Annotated in this window: 3 protein-coding genes; all 3 read right to left on the bottom strand. The window is 32.9% G+C overall.

Going from position 1 to position 7,838, the window contains the following annotated elements; translation table 11 throughout:
• Window positions 1-92 precede the first annotated feature (92 nt).
• The 3 genes from F6K22_RS23735 to F6K22_RS23725 all read right to left on the bottom strand — a co-directional run bounded on the left by F6K22_RS23735 (window position 93) and on the right by F6K22_RS23725 (window position 6,458).
• Complete coding sequence (locus F6K22_RS23735) at window positions 93-2,138, bottom strand: tetratricopeptide repeat-containing sulfotransferase family protein (RefSeq protein WP_293103562.1); 2,046 nt, start codon at window positions 2,136-2,138, stop codon at window positions 93-95.
• 467 nt (window positions 2,139-2,605) lie between these two features.
• The gene (locus F6K22_RS23730; RefSeq protein ID WP_293103559.1) at window positions 2,606-3,958 is read right to left on the bottom strand and encodes a tetratricopeptide repeat protein; all 1,353 of its coding nucleotides are present in this window, start codon (window positions 3,956-3,958) and stop codon (window positions 2,606-2,608) included.
• A gap of 628 nt (window positions 3,959-4,586) precedes the next feature.
• The gene (locus tag F6K22_RS23725; protein WP_293103556.1) at window positions 4,587-6,458 is read right to left on the bottom strand and encodes a tetratricopeptide repeat-containing sulfotransferase family protein; all 1,872 of its coding nucleotides are present in this window, start codon (window positions 6,456-6,458) and stop codon (window positions 4,587-4,589) included.
• Window positions 6,459-7,838 lie beyond the last annotated feature (1,380 nt).

Here is a 7,838-nt window from a genome sequence, read left to right as displayed (position 1 = left end):
TTCCGCAATAAAAGCTGAAAACTAATACCTGGATGCTTACAATAAAAGAGAAAATTTCCCGCGCCTTAATCACCTTATTCCTTATTTTTAAATTACCAATTAAACTTCATCCCCAAATATTCCTCTAATCTCTGATTATGAGGTTGAAAATATTCAGATAATTTTTGACGAAGCAAATCAGAAATTGGTGCATAAGAACCAGAATTTAACTTTTTATATTTGGCGAGCTGATATTCTGGCAAACCTAAAAATTCAAACACTTGCTTCATGGTATTATCTGGCGTTTGATAAAAGTCTTCTCCTCTCAAAATTAAAAATTGTTCCCTAGGAAATACTTCCATCCATTTCTGCATAAATTCTATATAAACACCTCTCCCTATATAATTTCCTGAAATTTCCCAATATCTTTTATCTCCTTGGGGTTGTGTGGGAGTAGTTTTGAGCATTTCTAATTCCCGATTAATTGCAACCTCAAAAGAGCGGTCTTCCCAGTTTAATCTCTGCCAATGGTGGTATTGAGAAAATGCTCTATCTACTGGATTTCTTAAGATGACCAATAATTTAATATTAGACAGTAAACTATAGATTCTTTCTGGAACTTTATCCGTGACTAAATAGTTAGGAGTAGCTTCCCCAGTAATAAAATTTTGAGACTTAGGAATGGGAGGAAAATGAGCCAGATACCAATCTATTCCTCGATGAAATTCCCCTGACCAAAAATGAGTTTCTTTCTTAATAGCTGGTAAAACTTGGGGATGTTGACTAATATAATTTGCTAAAGAAGTCGTACCACTTTTTTGAGAACCAATAATAATGAAATTAGGATGCCCTAAATGATTAAAATTCCAAGAATTTTCGACAAAGACAGGATTTAATTTTCGTGTTTTGTTATAACAGGCTGTTTGATAGCTGGTAATTGCTGCTTTTATATTTCCTTTTTCTGTAAAAATTTCCCCTAGATTAAGATGACACAAAATACTATTTTGCTCTTTTTTAGTGGCATCTTGATATAAATTTAATACTTGCTCAAGTCTACTTTTTAGTAGGTGTTTCCATAATACTGAATGATGGGAAAACCAAGAATGTTCTGGTCTAAGTCTAACAGCTTCTAAGTAAGTAATAATAGCTTCCTCTTTTTGGGAGTTGTGCAAAAAAGCATTGGCTAAGTTATAGTATGCACCAGAGAAATTTGGATTGAGAATAGCTGCTTTTCGGTAAGCATAAATTCCTTCATTCCACCTTTGTTGTTTAATATAGATATTACCTAGACTGTAGTAACCCCAAAAGAAATTTGGATTGATTTCTATAGCTTTTTGGTAACAGGCTATTGCGACATCTAGCTTACCTTTTTTTTGCCAAACATCTCCTAATTTTTTGTGGAATAAATGATTGTCTGGTTTTTGTTCTATAGCCCGACCATAGGCAAAGATTGCTAAATCATATTCTTTTTTTTCTTGCAAAACTTCTCCTAGTAAGTAGTAACATCTAGGATTTTTAGGAGTTAGTTTTATTCCCTGATTTAAAACTACTAATGCAGACTCTAGTTCCCCCTTTTGAGTAAGCACTTCTCCTAATTTTTGATATGACCCTGATAAATTTGGTTGTAGCTTAATGGCATGACGATAACAGTTAATTGCTGCTTCAATCTGACCTAATTCTAACAATTCATTTCCTAAATTCAAGTGTTCTTTAGCTGTAGCTGATTTGGGTTCTAGCATAAGTGCTTGATAAGTAAATTCTGTGACTAATTCTTCTTTACCAAGATACTGCCAGACTTTGGCTAAATTCCGATAAACTCCTGCTAAACTTGGTTTAAGATAGATAGCTTTTTGATAATAAAAAATTGCTTTTTCCCAATCTTGTTGTTTAGCGTACATACTACCAAGGTTGGCATAAGCTTCAGCAAAATCGGGAAATATTGTGATGGCTTTAGTGTAGTAATTTTTTGCTGCCTCTATGTTTCCTTTAGCTTGCAAAATATCTCCTATATTTTTACAAGCTGGTGCAAATTCTGGTTGGCTATTTAATGCTTTTAAACAAGCTGCATAAGCTTCATCGAATTTTCCTTGGGCTAAACTAGCTTCTGCTAGTTGATTAAAATTAATAACTACTGTTTCTATTTTTTCATTATTAGACATATTATTTCAGTTATCAGTTATCAGTTAGCCTCTTATGGTCGTAACTGTGTTAACAGTACCTCATGCAATAAAGAGCCTTGAAATACTGAATTTTCTTCTCTTAGTCAATTGGATATGGCGAGGTTTCCTTACCATCTCTTGAACGGTTTCTATTTCCTTTAAAAGGCAGGATATTTGAGACATTATTTTCTTCTCATGTTTGATTTTTTTTCAATAATAAAGTTTATTTCTTACCAATAAGTTTTTCAACTTTTTGCGGAGTAGGAAGTGATCAAAGATTACATCAATATTATTTATTATTAAAATACTGCCACATTGATTTTTTTAGTAGTTAGATAAATAATATTCACGATTTTTTTCTGATTTCTCTATGCGTAAGAATACAAAACCCTCTCCCACTATCAATTTTCATATTAGTTATTAGTAAAGCATAGATAATATATTAGTCAGCAAATTTATTTTCTTCTTTAATATGGTAACTCCTGTTTATTTCTACATTTTTCTGCTGCTTCGCGGTCACCTAGCTGCTCAAAAATATAGGCTATTTTTTCGTAAGCTTTATCGTAGTCTGGTTTAATTTGTATTGCTTGTCTAAAACATTCAATAGCATCAGACCAATTTTTTTGTTGAATATACACTTGTCCTAATGATGCGTATAACCAACAGGATTTAGAATTAATTTCTATAGCTGTTTGATAACCAATAATAGCTTCATCTAATTTTCCTATATTTTTTAAAGCATTTGCTAATCTGAAATGAAAGAAATAGTTATCTGCTTTTAATTCTATCGCTTGATGATAGGCTTTAATTGCTGACTGCCATTTTTTTTGTTGACTTAGTACTTCCCCTAATTTGTAGTGAAATCTTGGTAAATTAGGATTGACTTGAAGACCTCTACGGTAGACAACAACTGCTTGATTTATTTCCCCTTGCTTGACCAATATTTCTCCGATTTTACAGTAAGCATCCCAAATATTAGGATGATTTTTAATCAGTTTGCGATAATAAGTAAGCGCTCGATTTAATTCACCTTGTTCATACAAAATATCTGCTAAATGTTTGTGAGACCAAGGAAACTTAGGATTAATTTCTATAGCACGTTCAAATGCCTCTACCGCATCATTTAACTTGCCTGTTTCTCGGAAAATTTTTCCTAGTTTATGAGAAATTAACCAATTTTCAGGTAAGAGTTCAATTAAACTTTGATAACAATCAATAGCTTCCTTTGACTCTCCCTGACTTACTAAAATTTCTGCTAATTTAGAGTAAGCCTCCGATAAATTAGGATTTGATTTTATAGCCTCACGATAATAAGCGATCGCCTCTTTTATTTTTCCTTGACTAAATAGGATATCTGCTTGATTTAGCTTTTCTAATGCTTTTTTTTCTAATTCTATTTTCTGTCCGTAATACCAATATTTTTTTGCTGAACTTAAATCTCCTAACTGTTGGCAAACCCGAGATAAATTACGATAAGTACCAGCCAAATTTGGTTGTAATTCAATAGCTTTTTTATAACAAGCTATAGCTGGCTGCCAATCTTTTTGTTTAGCATATAAACTACCAATATTTGTGTAAACCTCTGCCCAATTTGGTTGTTGCATCATAGCTTTTGTATACCAATTTATTGCTTCATCTAACTTTCCCATAACCTGCAATACATTTCCCATACTTTTGCAAGCCAAAGGATAGAAAGGTAATATTTCTAGAGCTTTTTCACAAGCAAAAAAAGCCTCATCTAATTTTTCTGCTTCTAAATAAGACTCTGCTTCTTGACATAAACTAAAAGCTGACATTTCAGGAGTTAAATTTGAATACATATTTCTTTTTTAAAAGAAGGAAAAAGTAAGAATTACAGAAGGGGTCATTTCAGTTATAGCAATTCTCATACTGGTGAGGTACAAAATTCCTTTGTTTTAGGGAACACTTATAGCAATTTTCATTAACATAAAATACAGAGATTTTGCTTTAAAGGTAGAATACAGAGGGGAGAAGTTTTGTAGTCTACCTTTGCGAAAACCCCTATAAGTGGGAATAGGAAATAGAATAGAAATAAAGATATACCAATTAGGAATCAGTTGTGAGAATAGAGATGTTCTTTCAATAATTAATAATTAACAATTAATAATTAATAATCACCTCTCCTTAAAACGGATAGGATTGAGTAAAATGATTTTTTTTCTTCTCTTGGTCGATTAGATATGGTTAGATAACTCATCCATCCCACCCTACGGGAAACTTTCCTTACGGAATGCTATCGCAAACATTAACGACCGCTTTTTCTCCTTAAAAGGAGAGACTTTAGACCTTAATTATTCGGTAAGAGTTCTAGGAATTTTTAGAGCATCAAGGTAATTCCCTTGTCTAGACTGACTTTTACCTATTTTTTCTACCAGAAAATGTCTAAGTACTACTAACACCTCTAAATTCAGAATTCAGAATTCTAAATTACTCCCAATTAAATTTCATCCCTAAATATTCTTCTAATCTTTCATTATGAATTCGGAAATAATTACTTAAACTCCTACGCATTAATGGATCGATTTGTGAATAATTCCCAGAATTATAATTCTTGTAATCTAATAGTTGATATTCCGGCAAATCTAAAAACGTTAAAACTTTCTCCATACTAGCTTCTGGATTTTCATAAAAATCTTCACTTTTCAAAATCAGGAATTGTTCCCGTGGAAATAAACTCATCCATTCCTTAAAAAACTCAATATATACTCCCCTTGCTAAATAATTTAATTCCTTCATCCAGTAATTAACTTTTTCAGGAGCTTTTGTTAATTTCTCTAAATCTGATTCAATTGCCTCTTCTAAAGAACGATTTTCCCAATTTAATCTTAGCCATTGATAATATTGAGATATGGCTCTATCTACAGGATTTCTCAATAGTACGAGCAGCTTAATTTTTGGGAAAAATTGGTAAATCCTTCTAGCAGTATTTGGATGATCGAAATAACTAGGACTAGCTTCCCCAGTCAATAATTTTTTTCCCTCTGGAATTCCTGGAAAATGAGCTAGATACCAATTAATTGACTCATTAAATTTCCAAGACCAAAAATCCATTTCTTTTTTAATCGGAGGAATAATTTGTGGATGCTGAGTCAGATAACTATAAAGAGAAGTAGTACCTCCTTTGTGAACTCCAATAATTATAAAATTCGGTCCTTGCACTTGTTCTAAATTCCATGGTTGCGATACTAATCTAGGGTATAATTTCTGAGTTTGCTGATAACAAGCAGTTTGATAATAAGGTATAGCTTCATCAAATCTTTCCAAACGAGTTAGAGCTTCTCCTACATTCAAGTAAGACCAAAAAGAGTCCGGATTAGCTTTCTGAAATATCTCGAAAAAAGTTAGTATTTCTGTCAGTTTATTTTCCCTAGCAAAAGCTTCCCATATATTGTAGTAAAACCACCAAGATAGATCTGGATTAATTTCAATACCTTGACGGTAAGCAATAACTGCTTCCTCCCATTTTTGTTGTCGAGTTAGAGCAATACCTAGATTATAGTAAGAGGTACTATTTTGATTTAATTCTATTTCTTTTCTGAGTTCTAATATTTCTCGTTCTAACTGATTTCTCTTATCTAATACTTGCTGTAGTTTTTCAGAGATATTTAGGTCATCTTGATTAAGCTCCAAAGCTATTTTATAGAAAATAATTGCCCCGTTAATTTTATTAGCTTGAGCTAAACCATCTGCTACTTGTACAAATAAATTAGGATTTTGTTGTAAAAATTGCAGCGATATATCGTCAAGAGAATATTGTTCATATTCTGGAATAGCTTTGCCGTAATCCTTAATTCCTGCATCTAAATTTGACTGATATTTTTCTTCTATAGCATCTCCTAATTTGCTATAAATTCCTGGTATATCTGGCTGCAATTGAGTTACATAGAGATAGTTATATATAGCTTCATCCCATTTTTTTAATTCTATTAAAGCATTCCCTAAATTGTAGTAACACCAAGGAAAATTGGTATCTATTTTAATTGCATTTTTGTAAGCATTAATCGCCTCTTCCCATTTTTTTGATTTGCTTAAAGCATTTCCTAAATTATAATAAGACCAATAAAAATTTTGATTTAACTCAATCGCGCGGTAGTAATTTTTTATGGCGTCATTCCAATTTTCTTGTTGATTTAAAGCTTGTGCTAAATTATAGTAATACCAAGAAAAGTTGGGTTTTAGCAAAATAGCTTGACGGTAGTTTTCAATTGCTAAATCCCATTTTTTTTCTTGAGCATATATGCTGCCTAAGTTAGCATACTCTTCAGGTGTATTCAAATTTGACTTATTTTTTGATGACATTGTTTATTGAATATTTATCAATAGAGATTTACCGAAAAATTAAGGTTTAAAGCCTCTCCTTTCAAGAAGAAAAAGCGGTCGTTTGCGGAGCATGACCTTAGGATGGGATGGATGGGTTACCTAACCATATCCAATCGACCAAGAGAAAAGAAAAAAATTATTTTTAACCAATCCTATCCGTTTTAAGAAGAGGTAATTATTAATTATTAATTATTAATTATTGAAAGCATTTTCCTACTTAATGAAGTAATTATGTCGATCATTTTAGGGAGTAGGGAATGGGTAGGGACGTTATATGTAATACCATTTCTCAAAAGTCTTGCTATATTTTCTTGATAGCAGGGAGTAGGGAGCAGGGAGTAGGGAGCAGGGGTATACTAAATAAGATTCGAGTTCTATTTGCCTATAATCCTTAGAAACAGTACTTATATATACTTATTACTTAATAACTGAACTATTGATGAAGTATAGCATTCTTTTTGGGAATTAGTATAACATCTGTACTAGGGAAGATGAGTTAGAGGATAGGAAACGAGGCAAAAATATTTACCCTGTCAGTTGCACTTCATTAATCTCAAATTGATATTACTTATATACCAGTTTTCATATTGATGAGATACAGTATTTTTCTCTCTTCCATGTTGCCTCAAACCTAAACTCATCTATACAAGCAATTTGGTATCTTTGCCCGCAATTAAATTTGTCAGTTACGAGTCAGGAGTAGAATAGAGGCAATACACCGAAAAGATTGAAAAATACCCCTTACTCCCTTCCGACCCTACTCCCCTATCCTGACCAGGGTATCTTTTTAACAAAGAGGCGAGTAATCACTTTTATTCATTATAAAATCTACAAAATAATGTGCTTTTTTTATACAAGAAATGGGATAAATTTATCCCCACACTCCCCACACTCCCCACACTCCCCACACTCCCCACACTCCCCACACTCCCCACCCCTCCCACACTCCCCACACTCCCACACTCCCCACACTCCCACACTTCCCACCCCTCCCACACCCAATGGCGTAATTCTAAAAAACATACCCTTGTCAGACTCCCCTACCCCCTTACTTTTAAGATTAGAATCAGATTTTTCCCATCATTAAATCTTTCCATCCATCTCTCCTGAGGGGAAAACCACAAACATTTTCATTCTCTGAAGCTCCTGAAAAAAATCGGCGCGTCAAAGGATATTCGGTTGCATCCTCACAAAAATTGTGATATCGTAAAGATTAAATGTGGTAGCTCGCTCATATACATGATTTTTTATTCAACAAAATTTCCTAGCTCAGAGATAATCAAATATTCAGGAATTTTCCCCAGGAGAAATACCTAGAAATATTTTCATCAAGTGACGCTCTCATAAACATATATATGC

Source organism: Okeania sp. SIO2F4 (assembly GCF_010672385.1).
GTDB lineage: Bacteria > Cyanobacteriota > Cyanobacteriia > Cyanobacteriales > Microcoleaceae > Trichodesmium.
This window is presented reverse-complemented; position numbering and strand designations above follow the sequence as displayed.